The 24,359-nt window shown below is 40.7% G+C and carries 20 protein-coding genes and 1 rRNA gene; 9 read left to right on the top strand and 12 right to left on the bottom strand.

Annotated elements, in window-relative coordinates; all coding sequences use genetic code 11:
• Both WN50_RS05870 and WN50_RS05875 read left to right on the top strand, forming a co-directional pair.
• The coding region (locus tag WN50_RS05870) for a DUF5906 domain-containing protein (protein WP_049558376.1) at positions 1 to 1,636 on the top strand (1,636 nt) is incomplete at its 5' end.
• Complete coding sequence (locus tag WN50_RS05875; RefSeq protein WP_049558379.1) at positions 1,633 to 2,865, top strand: site-specific integrase; 1,233 nt, start codon at positions 1,633 to 1,635, stop codon at positions 2,863 to 2,865. The genes WN50_RS05870 and WN50_RS05875, both read left to right, overlap by 4 nt.
• A gap of 42 nt (positions 2,866 to 2,907) precedes the next feature.
• Here WN50_RS05875 and WN50_RS05880 read toward each other — a convergent pair whose 3' ends face one another.
• Positions 2,908 to 3,489, bottom strand: coding sequence for an FAD/NAD(P)-binding protein (locus WN50_RS05880; protein WP_082172338.1), 582 nt, complete (start codon positions 3,487 to 3,489; stop codon positions 2,908 to 2,910).
• A 69-nt stretch (positions 3,490 to 3,558) separates the two neighbouring features.
• Here WN50_RS05880 and WN50_RS05885 point away from each other — a divergent pair, with 69 nt between their 5' ends.
• The 3 genes from WN50_RS05885 (at position 3,559) to WN50_RS31860 (ending at position 5,923) form a co-directional block, all read left to right on the top strand.
• Positions 3,559 to 4,278, top strand: a complete 720-nt coding sequence (locus WN50_RS05885) for a GTPase G3E family protein (protein WP_046280706.1) — start codon at positions 3,559 to 3,561, stop codon at positions 4,276 to 4,278.
• A gap of 360 nt (positions 4,279 to 4,638) precedes the next feature.
• Positions 4,639 to 5,673, top strand: coding sequence for a CobW family GTP-binding protein (locus WN50_RS05895; protein WP_046280708.1), 1,035 nt, complete (start codon positions 4,639 to 4,641; stop codon positions 5,671 to 5,673).
• A 67-nt stretch (positions 5,674 to 5,740) separates the two neighbouring features.
• Positions 5,741 to 5,923, top strand: coding sequence for a hypothetical protein (locus tag WN50_RS31860; RefSeq protein ID WP_425354783.1), 183 nt, complete (start codon positions 5,741 to 5,743; stop codon positions 5,921 to 5,923).
• Between the two features lie 42 nt (positions 5,924 to 5,965).
• On the opposite strand, the gene urtE is transcribed toward WN50_RS31860, so the two are convergent.
• The 6 genes from urtE to rrf form a co-directional block, all read right to left on the bottom strand.
• Positions 5,966 to 6,661, bottom strand: coding sequence for an urea ABC transporter ATP-binding subunit UrtE (gene urtE / locus WN50_RS05900; RefSeq protein ID WP_046280714.1), 696 nt, complete (start codon positions 6,659 to 6,661; stop codon positions 5,966 to 5,968).
• 38 nt (positions 6,662 to 6,699) lie between these two features.
• On the bottom strand, positions 6,700 to 7,455 hold the full coding sequence (urtD, locus tag WN50_RS05905) for an urea ABC transporter ATP-binding protein UrtD (RefSeq protein WP_046280709.1): 756 nt from the start codon (positions 7,453 to 7,455) through the stop codon (positions 6,700 to 6,702).
• A 53-nt stretch (positions 7,456 to 7,508) separates the two neighbouring features.
• Positions 7,509 to 8,681, bottom strand: coding sequence for an urea ABC transporter permease subunit UrtC (gene urtC / locus WN50_RS05910; protein ID WP_046280710.1), 1,173 nt, complete (start codon positions 8,679 to 8,681; stop codon positions 7,509 to 7,511).
• Entirely contained in the window at positions 8,678 to 9,838 is a 1,161-nt protein-coding gene (locus WN50_RS05915) for an ABC transporter permease subunit (RefSeq protein ID WP_046280711.1), read from the bottom strand. The genes urtC and WN50_RS05915 overlap by 4 nt, the downstream gene beginning before the upstream one ends.
• A gap of 46 nt (positions 9,839 to 9,884) precedes the next feature.
• Entirely contained in the window at positions 9,885 to 11,186 is a 1,302-nt protein-coding gene (urtA, locus tag WN50_RS05920; protein WP_046280712.1) for an urea ABC transporter substrate-binding protein, read from the bottom strand.
• Between the two features lie 410 nt (positions 11,187 to 11,596).
• Positions 11,597 to 11,713 (bottom strand): 5S ribosomal RNA (rrf, locus tag WN50_RS05925).
• A gap of 148 nt (positions 11,714 to 11,861) precedes the next feature.
• On the opposite strand from rrf, the gene WN50_RS05930 reads away from it, so the two are divergent.
• A complete protein-coding gene (locus tag WN50_RS05930; protein WP_046281331.1) occupies positions 11,862 to 12,626 on the top strand; it encodes a class II aldolase/adducin family protein in 765 nt (254 codons plus the stop codon).
• On the opposite strand, the gene WN50_RS05935 is transcribed toward WN50_RS05930, so the two are convergent.
• From WN50_RS05935 to WN50_RS05955, 5 genes are all read right to left on the bottom strand, one after another.
• Entirely contained in the window at positions 12,568 to 13,899 is a 1,332-nt protein-coding gene (locus WN50_RS05935) for an O-antigen ligase family protein (RefSeq protein WP_046281332.1), read from the bottom strand. The genes WN50_RS05930 and WN50_RS05935 overlap by 59 nt on opposite strands.
• A 200-nt stretch (positions 13,900 to 14,099) precedes the next feature.
• The gene (locus WN50_RS05940; protein WP_046277852.1) at positions 14,100 to 14,948 is read right to left on the bottom strand and encodes a YaaW family protein; all 849 of its coding nucleotides are present in this window, start codon (positions 14,946 to 14,948) and stop codon (positions 14,100 to 14,102) included.
• Between the two features lie 62 nt (positions 14,949 to 15,010).
• Entirely contained in the window at positions 15,011 to 15,970 is a 960-nt protein-coding gene (locus tag WN50_RS05945) for a GDP-mannose 4,6-dehydratase (RefSeq protein WP_046277851.1), read from the bottom strand.
• 57 nt (positions 15,971 to 16,027) lie between these two features.
• A complete protein-coding gene (locus WN50_RS05950) occupies positions 16,028 to 16,753 on the bottom strand; it encodes a Uma2 family endonuclease (protein WP_046277850.1) in 726 nt (241 codons plus the stop codon).
• Between the two features lie 40 nt (positions 16,754 to 16,793).
• Positions 16,794 to 20,279 (bottom strand): glycosyltransferase, encoded by a 3,486-nt coding sequence (locus WN50_RS05955; RefSeq protein ID WP_046277849.1) that lies wholly within the window; start codon positions 20,277 to 20,279, stop codon positions 16,794 to 16,796.
• A gap of 121 nt (positions 20,280 to 20,400) precedes the next feature.
• On the opposite strand from WN50_RS05955, the gene WN50_RS05960 reads away from it, so the two are divergent.
• Genes WN50_RS05960 through WN50_RS05970 form a run of 3 tightly spaced genes read left to right on the top strand, consistent with a single transcriptional unit; the run spans position 20,401 to position 24,340 of the window.
• Positions 20,401 to 20,643 (top strand): hypothetical protein, encoded by a 243-nt coding sequence (locus WN50_RS05960; RefSeq protein ID WP_046277848.1) that lies wholly within the window; start codon positions 20,401 to 20,403, stop codon positions 20,641 to 20,643.
• A gap of 6 nt (positions 20,644 to 20,649) precedes the next feature.
• The gene (locus WN50_RS05965) at positions 20,650 to 22,458 is read left to right on the top strand and encodes a tetratricopeptide repeat protein (protein ID WP_046277847.1); all 1,809 of its coding nucleotides are present in this window, start codon (positions 20,650 to 20,652) and stop codon (positions 22,456 to 22,458) included.
• Between the two features lie 31 nt (positions 22,459 to 22,489).
• Positions 22,490 to 24,340, top strand: coding sequence for a tetratricopeptide repeat protein (locus WN50_RS05970; RefSeq protein ID WP_046277846.1), 1,851 nt, complete (start codon positions 22,490 to 22,492; stop codon positions 24,338 to 24,340).
• Positions 24,341 to 24,359 lie beyond the last annotated feature (19 nt).

Here is a 24,359-nt window from a genome sequence, read left to right on the forward strand (position 1 = left end):
TTCACAGGGTAATCCAGTTGTGAAAAACCTGTTAATTTGCTTTGCCCAAGCCGTTTTAACCGGAAAGTCAGACTTGCAGAAAATGATGCACCTGATAGGTTTAGGGGGAAGCGGAAAGACGACTTACAGCAACCTAATTACCGATTTAATTGGAGAAAACAACGTTCTTGATATAGGGGCTGAGGAGTTTTGTACAAACCGATTCGCACCTGTAAGAGCTTATCAGAAACGGTTGGTTTTGTTCTCAGATGAGCAAGAGCTTCGCAAAAACATCGGCAACATTATGAAGCTGATAGGCGGAAACAACCTCAGTGGAGAGCAGAAAGGTAAACCAGCCTTTCAATTCAGGTTCACAGGGATGGCAATGCTGGTAAGTGAACACCCGATCGCTCAGGGAATTAAAGGTAACGGTTGGAAGCGCCGGGTTATCCCGGTAGCAATGAACTTAAAAGTTGCAGATAAGGATAGACGCGACCTCAGAGCAGAATTTAAGCCGGAGTTAGCAGCATTCACAAATTACCTTCTGAGCTTGGATGATAATTTTGCGACTCAGACCATAAGAGGTGTTGGGGATATTCCAGTTTGTAAACTTCAGTCCTGGCAGTCCCGGTTAGGAGAGGATTCTATTACCGCTTGGATTAACGAACGTGTGATTTATGATCCGTCAGCCAGTTGTGCTGTTGGTGGAGATAGGAATGAGGCTGATAAGAGAACTCCAGAAACTTTATTTGGTGACTACGCCGATTTCTGCAAGCGCTCGGGTCTAATCGCAAAATCAGTGACCCGGTTCTCTCCAGACTTTCTAGAAATTTGTCAGTCCTATCTGGAATGGGAAGTGTCAAGATTCAGAACCCGAAGCGCTACTCAGATTAAGGGGATTCGGTTGAGAGTTGAAGGGAAAGACGATCACATTTTGACCTATGAGCAGTCATTGGTTGAGAGTGTGAGGACTCCAGATGAGCAGTCTGTAAAGCAAAGTCTGATAGCTGAAACTCCCTCTGTGAGCGACTGTGTAGAGTGTGAAGACTTAACCCTACACACTCCTACTATTAACCGTGAGGACTCACCAGAATTATCAAAACAACCGGAAAAAGAGATCACCTCTGAGCCTAAACTCCCGCTTGCAAAATACACCCTCGACCAGAAGAAGAAGTGGCTCAAGAAGAATAAAGACAACAAGCCGACTGTTTGGGTTAACCATCCCATCTACACAGGTGAAGCGATTCTTGATGGACGGTATGAGATTGATGGCAATCCCTGGAGAGTCACCTATGGGGATAGATACTTAAACGTTAAGCCTGAGAATATTGAGGTTTTCAAGGCATCTTGTGGAGATATTCAACCTGTATCTGACCCACCGGAAGGGAATCAGATTGCTCTGAGCCTTGATGTTAATCAGTCTACCAAACCAGAGACACCTACACAGCGAGTTAAGCGGTTAGCCAAACAACTGAAAATTAAGCTAACTCCTGATGATTTCAACTTCTCTTTAATTCTGGAGAAATATCAGCAATCAGAATTTCAAGAGCTGACTGATGAGCAGTTAGCAGAGATAGCTGACAGGTGGGAATCACAGATTGATGATGTCAAGCGTCGGCAAGAGAACAACCGCATCACTAAATATCTAGAAGAATGACTCAGCGTAAATTGAATAACAAAGCCTGTCAGTCTCTCCGAGAGGTTGACAGCCAGATTAACAGTGCTATTTTGCAGTCAAACGAGCGTCTTAAAGCACTCGGAAGTAAGCTAACAATTCAACGTAGAAAAAACCGACTGTATCTAAGGGGAACGTTACCCTGTAAACCGGGAGAAACAACACCAGAAGGGACAAAGCGTTATGAGATTTCTACTGCACCTGCTGACTTAGAAGGGGTGAGAATTGCAGAGACTAAAGCATTAGAAATCACGACTCAGTTAAAGCTAAACACATTTGATTGGGAGATGTACGGAGTTAAGCCTAAAACCAAGCCTCAGCACAGAACAATGGGTGAGATTAAGGCTGACTTTGAGGAGAACTACTGGCGCGATCGGCCTCAAACTCGTAAGAAGCTAAGTACATTCAGAACTTCTTATGATGCCTCTTTCAAGAAAATACCTGACTTAGACTGCTTTACAGACAAAAATATTGAGGCTTGGATATGCTCAACACCGCCTAACAGTCGTACCAGAGCTAGTCTAATCAGAATTATTAAAGCATTGGCCAAGCAAGAAGGGATTGAGGTAAAGCCATACAACTGTAAGCCTGTAACCACTCCTAGAATTTTGCCATCTGACACAGAAATAGAGATGACGTTTGACCTGTTGCCTGATGATATCGCCTGGTCATTCGGGATGATTGCCACTTACGGTCTGAGAACTCAAGAAGTTTTCAACGGGATTGAGAAGCACCTTAAATTTTTCACCAGTCCTGACAATGATCTTCACAAGTTCAGAGTAGAGGAGGACAACAAGACTGGAGAACGACTGGTTTATCCTCTATATCCTCACTGGGTTGAACGGTTTGACCTGTTGAATCCTAAGCGGTTCCCCAGTAATGCCAAAAACCATGAGAGCAAGGTCACTAGGTTAGGAAAAATACTGATTGCCTATGGGTTCAAGAATGAAGCTTACAGTCTCAGGCATCGCTACGCCATCAGAGCGCATGAGCTAGACATCCCTATAGATGACGCGGCCCGTTGGATGGGTCATTCAGTGGAAATGCACGTCAAGACATATCAGAAATACATGGACGCTTCTACCAGTGACAAGATTTACAGAAAACTTCTCAGCGACAAACAGGAGATGAACGAGTTAACCCGGTTACGGCTTGAAAACCAGTTTCTCAAAGACCGAATAGCTGAGTTAGAAGAACAGCTCAGAAGGTAAATAGTTCACCGCAAGGTTCACCAGATTTTAGAACTCTGTCTGTCAAAACCCCCTTAAAATAACGGGTTCAGTTGTTGTGAAGAGAAGGGGATGTTGACTGTGAGACAAGCGTTCAGGGGGAAAAGAGGAAATCTGGTGTACCCAGTCGGGAAAGTGAAGCTGACCGCCTCCTATTGCCAGAACCACCCGTCTCGCTTCTACAGTTTGTCCATCGCCTAAAGCCAACTGAAACTTTGATCGTCCCCGACTGTTTAAAGGCAAAATTCCCACAACTTCGGCTGGATCAACCCGATCTCCGAGTTTCCAACGTTGGATGACATCTGCACAAAAATCTTCAAACAGTTTAGTTCCCGGTAAGTCGTAGGGCGGAAACAACTCGTGAGAACGATTTTCAGAAAATTTCCGCAGAGCAAAGGGGTTCGGGTCGGGGTGATGAACCGCAGGCGATCGCAAATGAGGGATATTCTGGGCAGCAAACTGCTGACACCACTGACTCAACCAAACTCCACTCGGGTCAAAAGCCCTGATTTTATTGGGTTTAGGCTGTTTTTGCAGGAAGTGAGTCGCTAGGGTGAGGGCATGGGGGCCAGCACCGATAATCGCAATGGGACTGAAGTAGGGCATAATTTGATAATAGTTATCATTTTCTGCTATTTCTATAATAATGATTATTGTTTTTGAGGGGAAGAGCCGATGATTATTGCCGTTACTGGCCCGCCGGGCGCGGGTAAAACCCACTGGATACGAGAACAAATCAGCCAAACGCAGCAGCAGGTCCGCTATTTCAACCCGGGCGAGGGTTCTGTTGTCATTGATGGGACTTGTATCGCCAGTGACTTTCCCGAGGTCGAAATTTTAACGGAGGGTCAGGAATTTGAATTATTTAATCCTGAACCTAAACTCACCACTTATATCGAACTTCCCTGGCATTTAGACCTGTCTTCGGTTCAACCTTTACTCGAACAATTAAACGCCAAGTCAGTAGTTCTCGGGAATGAAAACATTGCTGAAAGTCTAACTAAAATTCACACCTCTCAAGTCCAAATTCATCGCAGTTTATTAAGTGGAGAAATTCTCGACTGGTCGAGTTTAGCGGTGTTTTGGTTTGAACTGATTAAAGGTGCCTATGGGGAAGTGATTCGGGCGAAGGGAATTTTTGATATTGTCAGTGGAGAATCGATTTATGGGGATTTTGTAGCGGGAACAATGAATCAAGAATTTGTCGCTTTAGACGTTCCTCTGTGGTTAGCCGGAAGACCTCAACGGTTTAGCGGTTTAGAAATTGTGGGATTTGATTTAAACAAAGCAGAACTTTCACAAACCCTCAAAGATTGTTTTCTCCCAGAATCTAAAATTAGCTATTATCAACAACAAATTCAAACTTCATTAGAAACTGAGGAAATCAACTTATGAAAATATCCGTTAAAACAAGTGATATCATGTCCGGATAATTAGTGATAAAAAACTTTCTCCTCCTCTCTTGGTGCGCGTTCCCTCTCTTGGTCGGCATTCCCTCTCTTGCGAACCCGGAGGGTCTTGGGGGTTCCCCCCAGAAGCAACTGCCGAAAGGGTTCCCCGACTTGAAGTGACTGCTGAACCCGAAGGGGGTCGCACCGCTCCTCCTCTTTCTTCTTCTTGATTTCCTCCTGACTCCTGACTCCTGACTCCTGACTCCTCTGCAGATGACCCCACCCATGTCTGTCAACGCTAGAAACTTGCGTTTGTTTTTGATAACTGTTATCATTTTCATTATTGAGTCGCAGAACAAGTTTTATGGAAACTATCCCCTCCTCCACGACGCTGGATATTCCCAAGCGGGGAATGCCCGTTACAATTATCACAGGCTTTTTAGGAAGCGGAAAAACCACACTGCTGAATGAAATTTTGAGCAACAAACAGGACTTAAAAGTTGCTGTTTTGGTGAATGAATTTGGCGATATTAATATTGATGCTCAACTCCTCATTTCTACCGAAGAAGATATGGTAGAATTGAGTAATGGTTGTATTTGCTGCACGATTAATGATGGTTTAGTTGATGCGGTTTATCGCGTTTTAGAACGAGAAGAACGGGTAGACTATATGGTGATTGAAACCACAGGTGTTGCTGACCCGTTGCCGATTATTTTAACCTTTTTAGGGACGGAACTTCGGGAATTTACCCGCCTAGATTCAATTATTACCCTAGTCGATGCAGAAGCGTTTACTCCCGAACATTTTGACAGTGAAGCCGCCCTCAAACAAATTGTCTATGGGGATGTGGTTCTTTTAAATAAAACTGACCTAGCCGCCCCAGAACAAGTTGAAGAAGTAGAAGCTTATATTCAAACCGTTAAACCCGGTGCGAGAATTTTAAGAACCCAACAGGCAAAAGTTCCTTTACCGCTTGTTTTAGATGTTGGTTTAACCCCAGTTGAACTGTATCAAGCCGACGAAGAACATCACCATCACGAACATCACCATCACCATTCCCCTCACTTAGATAATGATGGTTTTATCTCGGTTTCTTTCCAAAGTCATTCTCCCTTTGATATTGAAAAATTTGAGAAATTTTTAACGGAAGAAATGCCGATAGAAGTCTTTCGTGCCAAAGGAATTCTCTGGTTTGATAATAGCGAAATGCGCCACATTTTCCAACTCAGCGGCCCTCGATACGATATCCAAGTTGAGGAATGGATAAATTCACCGGAGAACCAGATTGTGTTTATTGGTCGTCACTTAGAGGCTCATAAAATCCGTCAACAGTTGCAAAACTGTTTAATCTTACAACCCACTCAACTCGCACAAGCAATAGGTGTTAAATCGTTTTAACCTCTAGCTTTTTCGAGAGTAATTTGTAAAAAACTGCTGTTTATTTTAGGAACAAAACTATAATTTTATGACCTTAGCAAATTCCACGCCGACAGACAATCAAAACGGTAAATTACCGAGCTTTACCACTCAATCTCAATCGCCTATTTCCGAAGAAGAAATGCGTCAAGCGGTGCGGACTTGGCGCTCTCGGACTCGGAGAAAACCCAGATCAAGAAGGCTTAAAAGATACACCCAAACGGGTTGTTAAAGCCTTAAAATTTCTCACATATCGAAGATTTGACGCTGTAATTTAAACGGCTAGAAATTGTTGAATCACCTCTTGAGAAAGATCTCGCGTTTCTCCAGACGCCACAATTCCCCCTTTTTGCATGGCATAATAACGATCCGCTTGACGAACAAAATGTAAATGCTGTTCAACCAATAATACCGAAATTCCCGTTTGTTCAATAATCCGTCGCACTGCGGCTTCTATTTCTAAAATAATTGACGGTTGAATTCCCTCTGTGGGTTCATCAAGTAACAATAACTTCGGCTTTCCCATCAACGCCCTAGCGATCGCTAATTGTTGTTGTTGTCCCCCGCTTAAATCCCCTCCCATTCGTCCTAACATGGTTTCTAATACGGGAAATAACTCAAAAATCTCATTAGGAATGACTTTCTTAGATTTCCCTGGACGTGCTTCTAATCCTAACAGTAAATTCTCTTTAACGGTTAGCCGAGGAATAATTTCTCGCCCTTGAGGAACATAACCAATTCCCAATCTTGCACGACGATCAGGGGATAATTTAGTAATTAAATGTTCGCCCAATATTACCGATCCAGATCGCGGCGATAACACCCCCATAATGGTTTTTAATAGCGTTGTTTTCCCGACCCCATTTCGCCCAATTAAACACACCATTTGTCCAACAGGGACACTGAGATCCACATCCCGCAGAATATGACTTTCTCCATAATAAACATTCAGCCCTGACGCTTTTAGCATCAACTCCGATGTAGTCATTGGGGGTTTAATTTCCACTGTCATGCTGCTTCCTCCTGTTGCTGTCCTAAATATACTTCAATCACACGCGGATCATTTTGAACCTCATCCATTGTTCCTTCACACAATAGCGAACCTTGATGTAAAACGCTAACTTTTTGGGCAATTTGACGCACAAATTCCATATCATGTTCAATCACAATAATCGAATGACTCTCCGCCAACGCTAACAACAAATTCCCGACATTTTCCGTTTCTTCATCGGTTAACCCCGCTACAGGTTCATCGACTAATAATAAATCTGGAGACTGCGCCACTAACATCCCAATTTCTAAACGTTGTTTCTCACCGTGAGACAATAAAGCCGCTTTTAAGTTAACTTTTGGTGTTAAACCAATGGTTTCTAACAGTCCCGCAACGGTTAAGCGATCGCCCTGTGTTGGTTTTTTAAATAGCGTTGAAAACACATCTTTTTGACGGTTACACGCTAAATCCAAATTTTCCCCCACTGTTAGGTTTAAATAAACACTGGGCGTTTGAAACTTGCGCCCAATTCCTAAACGAGAGATTTTATCTTCTGTGAGATTTCGCAAATTTTTTCCTTTAAAATAAACCGTTCCTTCTGTGGGTTGAACTTTCCCCGTAATGGTATCTAAAAAGGTGGTTTTTCCCGCCCCATTCGGCCCTATTACCACCCGCAATTCCCCTGTTTCTAAGCTAAAATTGAGGTGATTCAGTGCTTTAAACCCATCAAAACTAACCGTCAGGTTTTCAATTTCTAAAATATTTTCATTCATCAGTAGTTAGGGCTAATTTCAGTAAAGATAAGCGAATATAAAACCGTTGATTTTCAATGCTTAACACCTTCAATTTCTTCTTGTTCTCGTTGCACATCCGGGTTAAGATCAATATCAGGATAAGTCATCAACTGTTCTTGTAATCCTAAACGCGATCGCAATTCAGGTAAAGCCCAATCTCTCGCCCAGCCATAAATTCCATTGGGGAGAATCGTCACTACAATTAAGAATAACGCCCCCTGAAAAAATAGCCAGACTTCCGGGAATTGTTCACTTAAAAACGTTTGGGCTAATCGGACTAATAGTGTACCAATAATCGCTCCGACCAACGTTCCTCGGCCGCCTACAGCCACCCAAATCACCATTTCAATTGAAAAAGCAACTTCCATAAAACTCGGCGTAATAATGCCCGTTTGGACGGTGTAAAGCGCTCCTGCAATTCCCGTAATAGCCCCCGAAATTGCAAACACTAAGACTTTAAACCCTGTGGGGTTGTATCCTGAAAAACGCACCCGCATTTCCGAGTCTCGAATTGCAATGAGTAACCGCCCAAACCGCCCACGAGTTAGCCAACGACAGAGGAAATAAGTTAATAGTAGAAACAACACCGACAATTGAAAAAAGACGAGTTGTGCGCCTTGAGAACCTGCTAATACCCCGAAAATTGTGGAAGTATCTGTTTTCAGTCCGTTGGTGCCATTAATCAGTTTTTGTTGTCCGTTAAAAAAGTTAAAAAACACCAATAGCGCCGCTTGAGTTAAAATCGAGAAATAAACGCCTTTAATGCGGTTGCGGAAGACGAGATAACCTAATAGTCCGGCTACAATGGCTGGAATAACAAAAATGGCGATAATTGTAAACGGAAACGAGTAAAAGGGTTGCCAAAATCCCGGTAAATCACTCACACCATAAAGGCTAAAAAAGTCGGGGATTTGTTCGTCTGGAAGTTGCAGGTTGAGGTGCATTGCAAAAGCGTAACCTCCCAACGCAAAGAAAATCCCATGTCCGAGACTGAGTAAGCCTGTATAACCCCAGATTAAATCAATTCCCAAAGCTGCAATTGCTAACGCCACAAACCGCCCGATTAATTTTAGGCGAAAAACAGGTAAAATTGCAGGCATAATCAGCGCAAAGACTACAGCAATAGCAACAGCAATCACTATTTCTCGCCTCTGTTTTAACAGACGAAAGAATTGTTTGGGTTGGTTTGCTTTTTCAGTTTTCATAGTTCTACAGTTCGTCCTTTCTGCGGAAAAATGCCGGATGGTTTCACCTGCAAGAAAGCAATAATGAGGGCAAATACCATCACTTTAGCCATACTCGTAGAAGCAAAAAAGGTGAAAAAGTCAGTGAGAAATTGCAGGCTATCCGTTTTGCTAAATAACAGCGCAAACGTTCCTGAACCGATTAAATAACTGACAACTCCAATCACTAATGCTGCTAATACTGTCCCGAATAAGTTGCCAACTCCCCCAACAACCACCACCATAAACGTATCAACAATATAGTTTTGTCCGATGTTCGGGCCAACCGATCCTAACAAAGTAATCGCACATCCCGCAATTCCTGCTAACCCCGATCCTAATGCAAAAGTTAGGGCATCTACGGTATCGGTGGGAATGCCTAAACAAGCGCTCATTTGACGATTTTGAGTCACAGCCCGTATTCTTAAACCCCAGTCGGAACGGTTCAAAAATCCATAAATTCCAACTAAACAAAGAATGGTTAAAATAATAATAAAAATGCGAGAATAGGGAAGTTGATAAATCCCTAATTCTATCCCGCCTCGCAACCAAGCCGGAGCGGTAACATCAACATTTCGAGCGCTAAACCAGGGTTTACTTAAAGCACTAACGCCAGACATTAAATATCCTGCAATGCCAGAAATGGCGAAGGATAACGGGAGTAAAATTGCGATCGCTAAGTTTTTTATTTGTTCCCAGTCAGGGCGACGACGCACCACCCAGAGTCCGCCAAAAAATAGCGCACAAAAGAGTAAAATTGCGATCGCCAAAAGCCAGTTTGCACTGCGTACAAATTGACGCAAAATTAAACTAACGCCCCAAGTTGCGAGTAACGTTTCTAAAGGTCGTCCATACAGAAAACGAATCACCCCTCGTTCGAGAAGTAACCCGGTTAAAGCCGATACTATAAAAGCAACCGGAATTGCAAAAAAGATATAGAGTGCAAACAGTCCATCACCAAAGTTTTGAAAGATATTTTGGACGACAAAAGTAGAATAAGCACCCAACATCATCAACTCACCATGAGCGAGATTAATCACCCCCATCAGTCCAAAAACAATCGCCAACCCCAAAGCAGCGATCAAGAGTACAGAACCGATGCTAATACCGTTAAAAATTCCAACAGCAAGTTCAGTCATAAATCATAGGTTACAGGGGACAGTTTTGTTGGGGCGGGTGACTGTTTTAAACTCCTTCTAATTTGAATTTCTCGCCTTTGTTGGGGTCTGTCCAGTCGCAAGAATAGCCTTTTGTTGTTGGAACATATTGGTTCCAGGCTTCCGGTTTTACGGGATCATTCGTAGACCAAACAATATCAAATAAACCATCTTGACGCACTTGACCGATGCGAACAATTTTGGAAAGATGGTGATTGGGGTTAACAGTTACTAACCCTTCTGGTGCTTGGAAGGTTTGACCAATAGCCGCTTGACGAACCTTTTCTAAATCGTCAGCAGTTCCGGCTTTTTCAACGGCTTGTTTCCACAAATATACCATAATATAAGCCGCTTCCATCGGATCATTTGTCACGCGATTTGCCCCATATTCGGCTTTAAAAGCGTTCACCCATTTTTGATTTTCGGGGGTTTCAACAGTTTGAAAATAGTTCCAAGCGGCGTAATGTCCAACGAGGAATTCCGGCCCAATTTGTCGCACTTCTTCTTCAGCGACACTCACCGACATCACGGGGTATTTATCGGGGGTGAGTCCAGCGCCTTGCATTTGTTTAAAAAATGCGACGTTACTATCACCATTAAGAGTATTAAATATCACGCCACCATTGGGTAACGCTTGACGAATTTTGGTAATAATTGGAGTAACTTCGGTATTTCCCAACGGCAGATAATCTTCGCCGACGGTGTTTCCGCCTTCTGCTGCTAGTTGTTCTTTAATAACAGTATTGGCAGTGCGAGGAAATACATAGTCGGAACCCACCAAAAAGAAATCTTTTCCTTTATTTTCGAGTAGCCATTTCACCGCAGGTTCGATTTGTTGGTTGGGGGCAGCTCCGGTGTAGAATATATTTTTAGAGCATTCTTGTCCTTCATATTGAACGGGATACCAAAGCAGATGATTTTTGGACTCAAAAACGTCTTTAACCGCTTTACGACTGGCTGAAGTCCAACATCCAAATACAGCAACTACACCGTCTTGATCAATCAATTTTTCCGCTTTTTCTGCAAAAGTTGGCCAGTCAGAGGCGCCATCTTCTACAACTGCTTCTATTTGTTTACCGAGTACCCCACCTGCTGCGTTAATTTCTTTAATCGCAAGTTTTTCGGCTTCAACAACAGTGGTTTCACTAATTGCCATTGTCCCACTCAATGAGTGAAGAATACCGACTTTAATGGTATCGCCACCACCGCTTCCACTTACGGGAGTTGTGTTATCACTTTGGGGACTGCTACACGCTTTCAGCATGAAGCTGGTTCCGAAAGCTGCTGATCCGTAAAGCAGGAATTTCCGCCGTCTGATACCTTTGCTCATGTTCTTCTCTCTAAGCTTACAATTCAAACCAACAATAAAAGTTAATAATTGGGGATTTTTTGCGATCGCAATTTCTGTAATGACTTCGGTATTCTCAAATTTCTCAGGAGATGTTTCTCTAGGTTCTACGCGAATCGGAAATTTGAGGCGATTGAAAAACGTTCTATTGCTCTCACAAGCTTGCCCATGTGCTGATGTATCCTAGAGGATTTTCTCTCCGTAAAATGTATTTATAGATACAAAAAAACGGAGCGGCTTGTTAAGAAATCCTAATCAAAATTCAAAAGCCTCCTTCCGATTTATCACTGGAAGAAGGCTGTTTGATGGATGTTTTTTTGTGTTGGGGGCGGGTTTATTGAGGTTGTTTCTCACAACCCTAAATCTCTGCGGAACCCGCCCCTACTTTATTATCCTGGCATCGAGCTATTTTCCCAGGCAGCTACCCACCAAGTATCTTCGCCGTGTCAACGTTTCACATCCGAGTTCGGGATGGATCGGTGTGGTTCCATTGAGCCATAGACACCAGGAAAGCTTTAAAATACTTTCTTAGGTCGTTTGCGCTTGGGTTGTGTTTGTTTCCCTCGCACAATTAACTAATATAGTGGCTTTTTCTAAACTTGTCAACCCCTTTTTCAAAATTTTTTTGAGGGGGCTGTTTATCGACGGAGGAGAGTGATGTTTGAAAAGTTCGATTTGCCCCAACCCCCGACGTTTGAGACGGTTGAAGCGGAACGTCAACACCGCAAACAACGGTTAGCCGCAGCTTTACGTTTATTTGCCCATTATGGCTTTGATGAAGGCGTCGCCGGACATATTACCGCCCGTGACCCCGAATGGCCGGATTTATTTTGGGTGAACCCCTTTGGGATGTATTTTGGCCAGATTCGGGTTTCTGATTTATTATTGGTGAATCAAAAAGGGGAAGTGGTTCACGGGAATAAACCCGTTAACGCCGCAGCCTTTGCCATACATTCCCAAGTTCATCAAGCTAGACCCGATGTTATAGCCGCAGCCCACGCTCATTCGGTGTACGGGAAGGCTTGGTCTTGTTTGGGGCGACTGCTTGACCCCTTAACTCAAGATGCCTGTTCTTTTTATCAAGATCATGCTTTGTTTGATGATTATACCGGAGTGGTGCTTGATTTATCAGAAGGGAAACGCATCGCTGAAACGCTTGGTGAACGCAAAGCGATTATTCTGCGTAATCATGGTTTATTAACGCTCGGTCATTCTGTCGATGAAGCGGCGTGGTGGTTTATTACAATGGAACGGTCTTGCCAGGCGCAATTAATGGCAGAAGCCGCAGGAAAACCCATATTAATTAAACCCGATATTGCCAGTTTAACTTATAGTCAGATTGGCAGTCATTTTATGGGTTGGTTTAGTTTTCAGTCGTTGTATGACAAGATTGTTCATCAACAACCGGATTTGTTAGAGTAAACTGTTGAGTGTTGCCATAAATTGCGGCTAATAATATCCATCCCAAGGTATTCACTCGGAAATCATACAACGTTACATCTAATAAATTAAACAACACACAAACCGCAAATGCAAGTCCGTAGCTGAAGAAAATTAATCGGTCTTCGCTAGGGATTTTTTGTTGAATTCCCAGTTTAACAGCTTCAGCTAAAATCCAAGCAATGATGCTAAAAAAGAGTAACGTTGCCGGAATTCCCACTTCTGCGGTCATCATTAAAAATAAGTTATGAGGATGACCCATCCAAACGTTCATTTGGCTTTCGTAAAGGGCGGTAAAATTTCGCAGTCCCCAACCTGTTAACGGTTTTTCTTGGGTGAGGTTCCAGGCGAATTTCCATTGAGTAATACGAAGCGTTTCTACAGGACGTTCAAAGTTTTGGTCGGTCAAACGTTCCCAAAAATAAGCCGGAACAATCACTCTTAATCCCTTTTGAATAGGCTCAGGTGCAAACGCCGCCCCAAAAATTGCGGTGACTCCAGCAATGACTAATCCTAACACAATCAGCCACCCTAAATAAACTGAATAAGCAACAGTCGAAAATACCATTAGCGCCCAAGCATTGCGGGAGTTGGTAAAAATCAAGGCAATTGTTACGCCTAATAATGCAAGAATCAAAACCGCAAGGGGAAGGGGTTTAGGATAGATTTTTTCTGGTTTAAACTTCCAAAACGGCAGCCGTTCAATTAAGAGTCCGACTCCTAGAATTAATACAATTAAAAGATAAATGGCTAATATATTGGCATACATAAATATAGAAGACATTCGCTCAGGTGGATTACCATTGAGAACGATAACCCAACCGAAAAATCCTTGCAGTTGTTCAATTCCTGACCATCCGAGAAATTGTTGACCTAGACCTAAAATAACAACGGGAATAGCAGGAAGAATTAAAATTCTAGACAGTTGGCGGAGTTGAGTAGGGGTTTGAATTAAAGTGTTGAAACCTGCGAAGACAAAAAAATAGGGTAAAAAATTTGATAATCCAATAAACGCTTCGGAAGGATTTTCTGCAAAATTTGCGGTTAAAATCAGTAACAGACTTAAAACGATTAAAGCCTGATGAACGGGTTGACTAATAATATGTTTAAATTTTTTCGTCCAGGTGACAATTGCAGCCAAAACGATTAGAATTCCGCCCCAGGTTGGCAGGAGTAGAAGCAGGAATAATCCAACTTGAAATAAATTCCAAAGCCCTTGCAGTTTGGGTTCAGGATGTCGTGTAAGTACAGACACAGCTTTTACAGTTATCAGTTATCAGTGACCAGTTTTGTAGGGGCGGGTTCCACTCAGATTTATGTTTTCCTACAAATAACTTACATAAACCCGCCCCACTTTTTCAGGGAACAGGAAAAAAAATAGTAAGAAGGGCGGGTTTATACAGGTTATCTGTGGAAAAACATAGATTAATTCGGAACCCGCCCCTACATCGCTGTTTATCCAACAGGTTCCCAAGCCCAATCTGAACGAGTCAGGCGAATTTGTGCCAAAGTAAAAATTGTGGGAATAATACGGGCGTAGTTGGTTGAGATGGTTTTCCAGCCAACATCAGCCACAAACCAAGTCCACAACACTGGGCCAAGAAGCGCAAACACACTGCGAGTAGCACCATAACGGGCTGCACTAACGGCCATTCCTCGTTTTGCCATCTGAACAGTAACATAACTTTGGAACTGGGTGGCGGCGGTTGCTCCTCCTTGGACAATAGTCTGTTTTGCCATTTGGTATTTGGCAAAATGCAGGGCAAATTGACGGGCGAGTTGTTGCAACACGATTGGTTGTACAATGGTACTGACTGCGATCGCACTTCCAGCTTTAAATAAGAACCCTAAAGGGTCTTTTTGAGCAGACAACGGCAAGGGTTGAGCGGAGTTCGACTCAGCCAGAGCGTGGCTAATGCGTAGAGTCAGGGCTTGTTGTTCGCAAGCGGGTAAACGTTTCCAAGCCCGTCCTAACAAAAATAAAAAGATTTCAGCTTCTAAATCAGTCGTTGAGAGATTTTTAGAATAGGATATTTTCAGATAACGACAAACTTGTATTAAAGCTTGACGATAGCTAACTTGGTGAGTGCGTCCTCTCAACACGGTGAGTCCATCTGCGGCTAAATAGCGAAATCGTTGCTCGAGTGCATCCAGCCAAGCTTCATGGTCACGACTTTGAACATCAATGGGTTGAGGGGTGTTGAAATAGTCTAAGGGATTAAACCGACGGCTAAACAGCAATTCGGTTAGTTGTTGCAACTCCTCTTCGGTTGCGAGTTCCAATGCTCCTCTGAGTTCATCCAAGATTCATACCCTCCTAACCCGCAGATTGCCTATCGTCTATTATTCTACTACTTCACTTTAGACTAAAATCCCTTTTGTCGAGCTTCAATCATCATGCGGACAACATCGGGGAGTTTGTATTGCGCTTGCCATCCTAATTTTTCTTTGGCTTTAGCTGGGTTCGCCCGACCTACCGCAATATCAGTCGGTCTATACAAACTTTGATCGGTTTCTACATAATCTTGCCAGTTCAGACCCAAACAAGTAAAGGCTTCGGCGACAAAATCTTGTAATGATGAAGTTTCTCCTGTGGCAATCACATAATCATCGGGTTCATCATGTTGTAACATTTTGTGCATGGCTTCCACGTATTCCGGCGCCCAACCCCAATCTCGTTGTACGGAAATATCCCCTAAATAAAGTTTTTCTGCACTTCCTTCAGCAATTTTACAGGCGGTTGTAATGATTTTTTGGGTGACAAATCGTTCGGGTCGTAGGGGGGATTCATGGTTAAATAAAATACCAGAACAGGCGAATAAACCATAGGCTTCTCGATAGTTTGCGACTTCCCAAAAAGCGGCGGACTTGGCGACGGCGTAGGGACTGCGAGGACGAAAAGGCGTATTTTCATCGGCGGCAAGTTCCCCTGTATTTCCAAAACATTCACTTGAACCTGCGTTATAAAGTTTGGTTTTGGCGCCTGTAAACCGAATCGCTTCTAAGAGGTTTAGGGTTCCTGTTGCAATGCTTTCAAGGGTTTCTACTGGTTGGTTAAAGGATAAACCCACTGAACTTTGGGCGGCTAAATTATAGACTTCATCGGGTTTAATTTTGGTGAGAACTTGCAACACACTCCGAAAGTCTGTTAAGCTCATGGACTCTAGTTTAACTTGTTCTAAAATCCCCAAGCGAGACAAGTTTTGAAACGATGACATTTGAGCATCCCGTGAGGTGCCACAAACAGAATAGCCATTTTTTAATAATAAGTCAGCGAGATAGGCTCCATCTTGTCCTGATATTCCACAAATTAAAGCGGTTTTCATTAGATTTCCTCAATGTCTACCTGTTGAGATGCACTCCTCTTAATTATCTCTTGATTCCTAGTCTAATTCTGGCATATCAATTCCCCTTTCTCTCAACTGTTGTTTCAATTGTTCGAGTTGTTGTTCGGCAAGTTCTGCGCGTTGGCGTTGTTGTTCGGCAATTTCTTCTGTTGTTGGAAGTAGTTCTCCCTCTAAAGTTGCCCACCTTAACCAAACCGTATCAATCTCTCGATAACTGCCTGACCATTTAACTAAGGCTAACTCTAATTCTTGACTCATTAAACGTCCTTGTTCGTCAGGTTCTAGAGGTTGATAAACACTCCCTTGTAAGCGAAATCCTTGAAAATCTTCGGGGTTAAAAGGATCATACCAAAAATATTCCGGCACTCGCATTTGAGATTGATAAATCCGTTTTTTTTCAGTTTTATCACGGGAAAGGGTACTCTCAGACAATAATTCAATCACAATATCAGGCCCTTTTCCTTCTTCCCAAATCACCCAACTTTTGCGTTCTTGGCGCGGAACATCTAAAACTACAAATACATCTGGCCCGCGAAAGTCTTGGTTGCGAACTTGCTCCAGACTAAAATAAACAAACATATTGCCTCCCACATAGGCATTTTGCTGTTTTAATCGTTCCCACAGGGCATTTATTAATAAATCGGATTGATGTTTATGGCGTTCAGTTTCCATCGGAATTCCATCATCACAAGGGAGATCATCTTGAGTGGGAGGTAAAGCAATGACCGGAGGTTTTTCTTCAATAATTTGAGGTTCTGACATCAGATCAAGTCCCGTTTTTATCTGCTTTCATTTTAACACTTTATCGGGGGATTCTCAAGTCATTTTCGACTATATTCTTCCAAGCGTAGCATTGACTTAAGTCTTCGATATCGAATTGTTCTCCTTTCTGTTGAAACAGCCGAGAAAAATCATCAATCCAATCTAAGAGTATTTCGGTTGAAAACGAAAAGGGCGAACATTTTAAGGCTTGTTGAAGATAGCGTTTCATTTGTTCTTCGTTTCCTTGACGGTAAGCATTCCAAGCATTCCAAACTTGACCCGCATACTCTAGGCGTTGGTTGAGGTTTTTAACTCCTTTTTTGACATAAGGTAAATCTGCAAAATCATTATTAGAATCATCAGATAATGCCTGTTCAATCACTTCTAGAGTTTCTTTGAGCATTCGTTCTTCTTTAAACAGTTGTTCGGCTCTTTGTTTAGCAGCAATTGCTTTTTTTTGTCTTATTTCAGGATTAATTGCCCATTCTTTTAGGGTTTCAACTAATACTTTTACAGTGTCTTCTGGATAAAAATTAGGATCAGGTAAAAGTTTACCAGTATCTCCTAAACCTTCAGGAATTCCCCCCGCAGCAGAAGCAATAATTGGTACACCTTTAGCCATTGCTTCCATAACCGCAAAAGACGGTGCAGCTTCGGCTAGAGAGGTTAAAATGAAAATATCACAAGCTTCTAACCAGTCGGGAATATCCCAACGTTGTCCTAAGAATTTTACCTGATTACTAACACCAAGTTGTTGAACTTTTTCTTGGAGTTCAGGTTCAAGATTATGATCACTTCCTTGACCTGTTCCTGCCCAAACAAAGTATAATTTATTCCAGATGGAAGTTTGTTTTAATTGGGCAATGGCTTCGAGTTGATAACGATGTCCTTTTATGGGAGCAAGTCTCGCAGAAGTAAAACACATTATTCCATCATCAGGAATGCCAATTTCTTGACGTAAACGTTGACGAGTTGAGGGATTAGGCGGCGAAAAATATTTCTCAGAACGTCCATAATAAATGACGTTTCCTTTGTTTTTATGGAGTTTAAACTGTTCGTGGAGAATGTTTAAATGTTCTTTGGCGGCGACATTAACTGCTTTAGCTAAACCATATTGATATAAGACGCCTTCAACGTAGGGAATATTATCACCCATTGTAAAATCTTTGTGTTCGGGAGTCGCTAAACCCAATGCAATCATATAGGGAATATTTTGTTGAATGGCGACTTGTTTTGCTGCAAAATGGGAAAACGGCCAACCATCGCTAAAAATGATAAAATCGGGTTGGAATTTAGCATAAATTTCTTCCGCATCTTTTGTGTTTCTTAAAATTCTCGATAAATCTTGACTGGTACTATATTCTAGCCAGTATTGTTGAATGCCTAATTGTTGTTCTTGTTCAACTAAGGGACTAGAATGTTGGGGACGAATAGCGGTTACACGATATCCCAGTTTAGCCAACTGACACATGATGAGATGATCATATTGAGCTAAACCCCCAATTCCCGGATCATCTGTATTCATTAAAAGAATATGTTGTTTACGAGATAAATTCTGACTGTTCTCAAAAGAAGTTTTACTCATTAAGTAAGTAACAGCTTGTTGCCATTCTGGAGATTGCATTAATTTGTGAGCATCAAAAGGTTCACCATATTCTGCCGAAATATTGCTAAAAGCTTTTATCCAGTGTGTAAGAATATTAGCTTTAAAATCCGAGGTGTAGTTCAAAGATTTTTTGAAGCAATCAGTCATTAATGTAGAATAACCATCTCGATACATTCGCCATGCTAACCATACCCAACGTTGATAATGTTCTTTCTGTTTTAACTGTTGAATATTTTCGGGAATCTCTCGCCTATTAAAAAACTGATTCATCAAAAGTTCGGTATTTTTAATTACTCGTTCTCCCCCTGACATTAAATTACTGTCATGCTGACGATAACCTGCATGAATTGCTTTCAACCAAACGGCTTTACATCCCATTAAAGCCAAACGGAGAACAAAATCTAAGTCTTCTGTGGGGGGATAACGATGATCAAATCCTCCGACTTTTTCCCAGCAAATTTTTCTCATTATTAAAGCGCTGGGACGAACACATTTATGTAATACCCACGTTTCTAAGTTGAGTTTTGGTGCATCTTTCCAAGGTGTAATATCAGCTAGATTTTTACCTGTTTTATTAACCATCATCCAACCACTTTGAACTAAATCAATTGTCGAATCTTGTTCAAAAAAATTAACCTGTTCCGCTAATTTATTGGGAGTAAAAAAATCATCTCCATCGAGAAAGGCTAAGAATTGACCTTTAGCGAGTTTACAGCCATGATTTCTCGCTTTTGCAGCACCCTGATTCGGTTGATAAATATATCGAATTACATCTAAATAAGCACTTAAAATCTGTTTTGTATTATCCGTAGAACCGTCATCAATCACAATCAATTCATAATCAGTATAAGTTTGTTCTAATACACTTTTAACCGCTTGTTCAATATATTGTTCACAGTTGTAAGCGGGAATAATTACACTCACTTTTGGGGGTGGAGAAGGAAGAAGACTAGAAATCAGTTGTTGCCATTGAGGTAATTTTCTAAAAGATTCTAGATTAAATTGTTCACCGTAGGCGTTACAATGTCCGGTAAACCGTTTAATCCAATCAGAAATTGTAATTGGGATGTTGTCAGGAGTATAGGCTAAAGATTTATGGAGATATTCAGCCATATTTTGATAATTTTTTGTAGAATAAAGATGCCAAGCTAACCAAGTTAATTCTTGATAACGAGCCGGCTTTTCAAGTTGACGAACGGCATCAGATAGATGACTTTGACTAAAAAAGTAATTTTGAGCAGCTATCAAAGTTTCTGCACGTTCAACGGCTTTTTGATTAGAAACAGTTTGCTCATGTTGGCGATATCCAACGGTTACTTTTTGCAACCAAATCGCCTGACATCCGGCTACTGCTAACCGCCAAACAAATTCAGCATCATCTACTCCGTTAAACCGAGAATCAAACCCGCCAACTTTCTCCCACCAAGTTCGCCGAAACATCATGGAACTGGGTAAAATTGGAGAGTGTATAATCAGTGTTTGTAAGTCTAAATTAGGTAAATTATGCCAAGGTTCAATATCAGAAATGGGGTTTCCTTCTCGATCAATTAAACGCCAACCACTGTTAACAAATCCAACTTCTGAAAATGTTTCAAAACAAGCGATTTGTTCTGCGAGTTTGTGGGGAATAAAAATGTCATCTTGATCGAGTAAGGCAATGAACTCCGCTTTTGCTTCCTGAATTCCCCGATTTCTCGCCGCCGCCACCCCTTGATTTTTTTGAAAAAAATAACGGATGCGATCGCTATAATGTTGTAAAATCTCAGAAGTATTATCTGTGGAACCATCATCAACAACAATGACTTCAAAATGACAATCCGTTTGACTCAAAACACTCTCGACGGCTTGGCTAAGGTAGCGGCTACCGTTATATACTGGAATGATTACGCTAACTAGAGGAGTTTCCATCACCGTTGACATCTATTCGCTTTTGCTCAACTTTTTGCTATCCTATATATCATGTACCACAAAGAGTTAGAAGTGTAAAACTTCTGATATGTTGTTGTAATTTTCTGATATTTTTCTTCTCAAGGAGTGGGCAATGTCTGGAAAACCTCCGACTCTCCGTAACCTAGAAGGTCAATCTTTTCAACACTTAAAACGGGAGATTAAGTGGACTCCCTTTAAAATTGTGATGGCGACTCTTATTCTTGGAGTTCCCTACATTGCACTTTTGATGATTGCTAGTTCAATTTCAAAGGTTTTATTAGGATTTTTAATTGGTATCCCACTTGTGGCATTTTCGATTTCATACTTAATGCACATTCTCACGAAAGATTTGTAAAACTGAATGTCTGAATTTATCCCCCCGGAAGCATTTCAATTTTACCAACAAGCTGAACTGCTTTTTTCTCAAGGAAACATTGAGGCTGCAATTTCTCTTTATAAACGTTCAATCGAACTGAACTCTAAGTTTTCTTGGTCTTATCATCAGTTAGGCGAAGCTTTCTTTCAGTTAGAAAAATGGGAAGAAGCGATTTCGGCTTATCATCATGCAATTCAACTGAATCCTAAGTTTTCTTGGTCTTACTATAATTTGGGAAATGCGCTTTCAGAAATGAATCAATTTCAAGAGGCGATTTCTGCTTATTCACAGGCTATTGTTCTAGATTCCGACTTTGCTTGGTCTTACTATAAATTAGGAGTAGCTCTCAGTCAAGAAAGTCGCTGGGGGGAAGCGATTTATGCTTATTTTCAAGCGATTCATAGACAACTTAGTTTGTCAGAAGTCTATGTAAAATTAGAAGAAGCGATTCAGCATTACTCTGGAGAAAAACAAAATTATTGTCGGCTTCTTGAGTTAACCCAAAATGAGGTTGAAACTTGTCTGAAGCTGGCTGATATTTTTCATCAAAGCAAAAACCTTAAATTAGCAGCATTATTCTATGAAATAGTCTTAGAAATTCAGCCCGAAGACTTAACAGCCACAATCGAGTTAGAAAAGATTCAAAAAACACAAATAAAGCTTAAAGAACGGCTAAAATCTTATCATTATGCAATCAAAACTAACCCTGCAACCTATCAAGGTTACTATAATTTAGGAGTTGCTTTATCTCAACAGCAAGAGTGGGATGAGGCTATTTTAGCCTATCTAAAAGCGATTGAATTGAAGCCGGAAATGCCAACTTGGGTCTATCAAGGATTGTGGGAAATATTGGCTAAAAAAGGAAAATTAGAAATGGCTGAACATTTATACCGACAAGCTATTGAAAAAAATCCTTGCTCAATTTGGTCTTATGTGAATTTAGGAGAAATTTTAACCCAAAAAGGAGAATTAGATGAAGCGTTATTGTGTTATCAAGCCGCTTGTTATCAAAAAATTCAACAATTTCATCCCGACTGGATGCAAAATTTTGAAAAATTAGAGCCAGTTAACCAGCCCGATTTTATCATTATTGGAACTCAGAAAGGCGGAACCACGTCTTTATACTATTATTTGGCTAAACATCCTCAGATTATGCCGTCTTTAATTAAAGAAATCGATTTTTGGTCAACCAAATATCATCGGGGAATTGACTGGTACTTAGCACATTTTCCTCCAGTTATGGCGAATCAAAATATATTAACAGGAGAAGCAACACCCAGTTATCTTGATCACTCAGAAACTCCAGAACGTCTTTTTAAGACTTTTCCCAAAACAAAACTAATTGTTGTCTTGAGAAATCCAATTTATCGAGCGGTTTCTCACTATTATCAATGGGTTAGCATGAATTGGGAATTTCGTTCCTTAGAAGAGGCGATGATCTCTGAAATTGAACGATTAAATACTCCCAATATGAGTCACTGGAATCAACCCAATAGTTATATTGCTAGAGGCGTTTATGTAGAATTTTTTAAAAAATGGTTAGAGATTTTCCCTCGAAAGCAAATGTTTATTATTTCGAGTGAGAGATTTTATTCTAATCCGAGTTGTATTTTACAGCAAATGTTTGACTTTTTGGGCTTGTCTAATTATCCTTTAACTGAGTATAAAAAATATAATGCTCGTTCTTATCCTGACTTGGATGAATCTATGAGAAATCTATTAAGCAGTTACTTCCAGACTTACAATCAAGAGTTAGAAGATTTATTAGAGATGAAATTTAACTGGAATAATTGATTGATAATTTAGATAAAACTTAAAGCAAATTATGGAACCTATCGTGAGTTTAGAATCTTCTGTTCAACAACTTGACAAACAAGCAGAAGATTACTTAAGGAAGAAAAAATACTCGGAAGCGATCGCTGTTTGTCAACAAGCCTTAAAAATTCAGCCAAATCTTAAGAGTTATAAAACTTTAGGATTGGCTTTTCAGAGTCAAGGTCAACTAGAAACTAGCTTACAGTGTTATGTAAAAGCGTTAGAAATTAAGCCAGATGACGCAGAAGTTTATCACAACATTGCTAGCATATACGCTCAAAAAAAACAGTGGCAAGATGCAATGATTAGCTATCAAGTCGCACTTCGTTTAGATCCAAAAGATGAGAATAATTATTTAAACTTAGGAAATGTTTTAGCAAAATTGGGTCAACTTGAAGAAGCTATAGCCTGTTACCATCAACTGATTAATCTTAATCCCAATATAGCAATAGTTTATCAAAAATTAGGAGATGCTTTATTTCAACTCAAACGATGGGATGATGCAATTTTTGCTTTTCGTCGTGTCCTTGAACTGAATCAAAATTCCTTATGGTCATACCTTCACTTAGGAAAAATATATATTCAAAAACAGCAGTGGGATAACGCAATAGCAGCTTGTCATCAAGCAATCAAAATCAATCCTAAAGCGGCTTGGTCATATAATAACTTAGGAGATGCTTTTTCGGAGAAAAAACAGTGGCATGATGCTGTTATTGCTTATCTTTATGCCATTAAAATTCGAGAAAATCCTTTTAACGCAAGTTTTATAAATACCATTTATGAACGATTGGGATATGCCATTCGTCAGCAAATTAACCAGTCAAGTTTTGAGAAGGTGTTCGACGGGTATTATCAAGTTTTTCAAATGAATTCTGAAAAGCTTTCAATTAATTATTCTATCAATATTGCTGAACTTGGCTTCACCCCGAATCATGCTGAACCTTATTTACAGCTTGGGGAAGCATTAGTTCAATGCCAGCAGTTTGAAGCTGCGATCATTTTTCATAAGCTTGCTGATAAAATTCAACCGAATCATCCAGAAGTTTTCATAAAAATTAAACAAGTTTTGCATCAACAACAAAAATTTCAGCAAGTTATTACTGAATGCTATCAGAGTATCCAGAAAAATCCTAATTCTCCTGATGCCTACACAACACTCGGTAATCTTTTAACTCAACAAGGTCAAGCAAAAGAAGCGATTTTATATCACCAAAAAGCTCTTGTTTTAAAAGGATGGGATCTCTGTCAACAGAGAAACTATCAATTTACTCAAGACTGGTTTAGCAACAATATTCGCACCTGGCAAGAACATTTAAAGTTTTTAAGCAATACACCGGAATTAAATATTTTAGAAATTGGCAGCTATCAAGGAATGTCTACTTGTTGGTTTCTAGATTATATTTTAACTCATCCTACCGCGAAAATAACCTGTATCGATCCGTATTTTAAGCCTGAGTTTGAGCAAAATATTAATCAAACTGGTTTCCCGGAGAAAGTGATTAAAATGATTGGCTATTCTCAAGATATTCTCAGTTCACTACAACCTAATTTTTATGATATTGTTTACATTGATGGATGCCATCAAGCGATGCCTGCATTGCAGGATACTTTACAATCCTGGCGTTTAACTAAAATTGGAGGAATTATTATTTTTGATGACTATGAAGTGAATGAATCCGATAATCCAGATCAACAGGCAAAAGTGGGTATTGATTGTTTTTTGAACTGGGTGTCTGATGCCATTACAGTTATTCACAAAGGCTACCAATTGATGATTATAAAAACAGCGACTGGATTAAAAGATGAAGAAATTGACAGCTATTCTAAAGTGATTTCAATTTCGGCAACTGAATCAGGTTGAAGAATCGAGTATAATAAAA

Source organism: Limnoraphis robusta CS-951, assembly GCF_000972705.2.

What these genes read in the sequence shown, in the direction of transcription:
- WN50_RS05970 (WP_046277846.1), top strand. Translation starts at nt 22,490, where the DNA reads ATGGAACCTATCGTGAGTTTAGAATCTTCTGTTCAACAACTTGACAAA.
- urtE (WP_046280714.1), bottom strand. Translation starts at nt 6,661, where the DNA reads ATGCTAAAAGCGTCAGGGCTGAATGTTTATTATGGAGAAAGTCATATT.
- WN50_RS05880 (WP_082172338.1), bottom strand. Translation starts at nt 3,489, where the DNA reads ATGCCCTACTTCAGTCCCATTGCGATTATCGGTGCTGGCCCCCATGCC.
- WN50_RS05965 (WP_046277847.1), top strand. Translation starts at nt 20,650, where the DNA reads ATGTCTGAATTTATCCCCCCGGAAGCATTTCAATTTTACCAACAAGCT.
- WN50_RS31860 (WP_425354783.1), top strand. Translation starts at nt 5,741, where the DNA reads ATGACCTTAGCAAATTCCACGCCGACAGACAATCAAAACGGTAAATTA.
- urtC (WP_046280710.1), bottom strand. Translation starts at nt 8,681, where the DNA reads ATGAAAACTGAAAAAGCAAACCAACCCAAACAATTCTTTCGTCTGTTA.
- WN50_RS05945 (WP_046277851.1), bottom strand. Translation starts at nt 15,970, where the DNA reads ATGAAAACCGCTTTAATTTGTGGAATATCAGGACAAGATGGAGCCTAT.
- WN50_RS05915 (WP_046280711.1), bottom strand. Translation starts at nt 9,838, where the DNA reads ATGACTGAACTTGCTGTTGGAATTTTTAACGGTATTAGCATCGGTTCT.
- WN50_RS05950 (WP_046277850.1), bottom strand. Translation starts at nt 16,753, where the DNA reads ATGTCAGAACCTCAAATTATTGAAGAAAAACCTCCGGTCATTGCTTTA.
- urtD (WP_046280709.1), bottom strand. Translation starts at nt 7,455, where the DNA reads ATGAATGAAAATATTTTAGAAATTGAAAACCTGACGGTTAGTTTTGAT.
- WN50_RS05885 (WP_046280706.1), top strand. Translation starts at nt 3,559, where the DNA reads ATGATTATTGCCGTTACTGGCCCGCCGGGCGCGGGTAAAACCCACTGG.
- WN50_RS05895 (WP_046280708.1), top strand. Translation starts at nt 4,639, where the DNA reads ATGGAAACTATCCCCTCCTCCACGACGCTGGATATTCCCAAGCGGGGA.
- urtA (WP_046280712.1), bottom strand. Translation starts at nt 11,186, where the DNA reads ATGAGCAAAGGTATCAGACGGCGGAAATTCCTGCTTTACGGATCAGCA.
- WN50_RS05930 (WP_046281331.1), top strand. Translation starts at nt 11,862, where the DNA reads ATGTTTGAAAAGTTCGATTTGCCCCAACCCCCGACGTTTGAGACGGTT.
- WN50_RS05875 (WP_049558379.1), top strand. Translation starts at nt 1,633, where the DNA reads ATGACTCAGCGTAAATTGAATAACAAAGCCTGTCAGTCTCTCCGAGAG.
- WN50_RS05960 (WP_046277848.1), top strand. Translation starts at nt 20,401, where the DNA reads ATGTCTGGAAAACCTCCGACTCTCCGTAACCTAGAAGGTCAATCTTTT.
- WN50_RS05955 (WP_046277849.1), bottom strand. Translation starts at nt 20,279, where the DNA reads ATGTCAACGGTGATGGAAACTCCTCTAGTTAGCGTAATCATTCCAGTA.